The organism is Citrobacter sp. R-1.5.2 (assembly GCF_035064245.1).
Lineage (GTDB): Bacteria > Pseudomonadota > Gammaproteobacteria > Enterobacterales > Enterobacteriaceae > Citrobacter.
On record NZ_JASEYC010000056.1, the window covers coordinates 1 to 2,552 of the forward strand.

3 protein-coding genes are annotated in these 2,552 nt (G+C 41.6%); all 3 read right to left on the reverse strand.

Features of this window, described 5'->3' with window-relative positions; all coding sequences use genetic code 11:
• Positions 1 to 164 precede the first annotated feature (164 nt).
• Entirely contained in the window at positions 165 to 737 is a 573-nt protein-coding gene (locus tag QMN38_RS26430) for a cytochrome b/b6 domain-containing protein (protein WP_001515348.1), read from the reverse strand.
• A 475-nt stretch (positions 738 to 1,212) separates the two neighbouring features.
• The gene (locus QMN38_RS26435; protein ID WP_000219087.1) at positions 1,213 to 2,451 is read right to left on the reverse strand and encodes an IS110-like element ISEsa2 family transposase; all 1,239 of its coding nucleotides are present in this window, start codon (positions 2,449 to 2,451) and stop codon (positions 1,213 to 1,215) included.
• A gap of 41 nt (positions 2,452 to 2,492) precedes the next feature.
• A partial coding sequence (locus tag QMN38_RS27135) for an IS1 family transposase (protein WP_071528444.1) occupies positions 2,493 to 2,552 on the reverse strand: 60 nt, incomplete at its 5' end.

Genomic DNA, 2,552 nt, shown 5'->3' on the forward strand with positions numbered 1-2,552 from the left:
TTCTATCCATGATAGATAATTAAACAATCATTTCGCCATGAATATTTTTTCGTTTTTATTAAATTTAATTAAAAAGTCTCTGCAAGTGCTGTTTCATCTTCTAGTAAACTAAATTTTATTTTTAGGGTTTTCTTCAACTTGAAGTAATATTATCTCACAACAGATTAGTCACTTAGGTTAACTGAGCGGCTTTTATATTTTTCAATTAAAATATGCAAAACTCCCATTGCACCATGTGCATAAAAATAGACCTCAATGAAAGTAGTAAAGAACTTATGCCAGTGGATTACTGTTTCAGCCAGATTTGACTGCATGGTATTCAACAAGAACCATAGGCCACCTGAAAGTGCTACAATTAGCAATGCTAGAACTCCAAATCCTTGGATTGTACTGGCAATACCTCCCGAATGTGCATCGGGCAGTCGGAAACTAGTCAACGTTTTTATATCTTGCTTAATACCACTAAAGTCAAGCCCTACCCATGAAAAATAATAAGTAAAACCTCTTTGAGTAAGCATCCAACTTAACATAATAAAACCACAAATAATCAGTCCTAACCCTGAAATAATGTGCATCCAGGTTATAACTCCTTCAAGACTATGTTCACCAATTGCTTCGGTCTCTGTCAGATTAGAGTTAATAATTTGTGATAATATTAGAAATGCCACAATGATGTGAAGAATACGAAAAAAAGGAGCGTAATCATGGGGTAATAGATTCCAGAGTCGCAATTTCATTAATGAGTCCTTAGTAAATTTATCGATGATCTTAATCATACAAAAGAATTATTAGGATAACCTTAATTCTTAAAATTGCAGCAGGCATTAGTTCACCTCTGATATGGCCACTTGCGAAATGGGAATGGTAACTGTTATTACTATGTGTTTACTTGCTGTTCTTGTTACGCAGCCCCTTAAACACATTACTTTCAAATATGATTTCCTGCTGGGTTTAAATATGTGTCTTTCTATAGTGCGGCAACCTATTTTTACACCAACTCATGAATTAAATAAGAATCATAAATTAAATGAGAGGTTTAATTCTCTTGCTTAACGCGATGATATTAAATGGAAATTTTAATTTTTGTAATTTATTAAACAGTTAGAATGAGACATGGTAAATACGATCTTCCTTTAGATAATTCTGATAGCACTTTTTCTACTGGGCAGTCTGCAATGTCCGCTTCACGCCCTGAGACATTCGACAAGCTTTTTATGGCTTCAGTAAGGGCGAGTGTCTCGCTTCGAGAGCCAGCAAATATTTCGCTTCGTCATAACAGGTTCTGGCCTTCCAGCAGCGGTAAATGATCCTTATCCATTTGAACGCCAGTGCCCGGATCGCAGACTGATGAGATTTGCCCTTTTCTCTGAGGCCCTGATAATACAGTTTGGCCCAGTATGATGAATTAACCGTCTTGGCAGCCCATTCAACAAAGGTCTGCCTGACGAACTTGGCACATTGCCATCGCCAGTGAACCCAGGATTTTTGGCCGCTTCGTTCGGTCACCGGTGCTATACCTGCGTAGTTTTGAATTTCTTCAGCGCTGTTAAACCGGTCACGGTTATCACCAAGTGCAGCAAGCATCCGTGGGCCCATGCACGGTCCCATGCCCGGAAGTGATTTGAACAGCCCCGCATCTGGCAATGTGTCAAACAGCGTTTCGATTCGTTCGTCATAGGTTTTGATGATTTCACTCACGACTTTAATTTGTGTCGCCAGTGCTGCTGCCATCAAAGCATTAGCCTCTATAACACTCGGGTCTGTAGTCAATGGGATCGCATTATCAATACTCGCAACACGTTGCTCGGTAAGGGCCATAGCGCGACCACCTTTGGCATTCAGAAAGTTGCGGATCGTGTCGCGTCTGGCTCGTTTCAGTTGTTGCAGACTGGGCCACCGGATAATCAGCTCACACAACAGTAAGCTACCCCGATGTGAGAACCACTCCAGTGGCTGAGGATAATACTGTTTAAGCGTGTTGATTATCCGGTTCACAAAGCGTCGTTTATCTTCAACCAACTGACGACGTTGCTCAACCAGTTGCTGAAGTAAGCGAATATCCGCATTGTCGGGTTCAATAGCTTTTATCTTCTGGGGGTAACGCAGCATTAACTCTAATGCCAGCTCGGCATCCTGCGGATCATCTTTAGCGCCGCTGGGCGAGAAGGCTTGCCGATAACGAGCCAGGGACAATGCGTGGACGGGGAAAACGGTGATAAAGGGGTATTTTTGAAGAGCATATACCACGGGGCCCTTCTTCAGTTCGAGAGCTATTGCGATTCTACCTTTTACTTTCTGGTGTAACTCAGTAAGCCAGGCATCAAGCGCTTCTGCTGTATGTTCAATCACATCGAATACGCGTTCACCGTTTTTAAACTGAACACAGACATCGTGTTTTTTATCAGCCCAGTCCAGACCAACGTGCGCAGCAAATTGATTAGTCACAGTCATCACCAACTCCTTTTTATCGGGGATTGGGTAATGACTCCAACTTATTGATAGTGTTTTATGTTCAGATAATGCCCGATGACTTTGTCATGCAGCTCCACCGA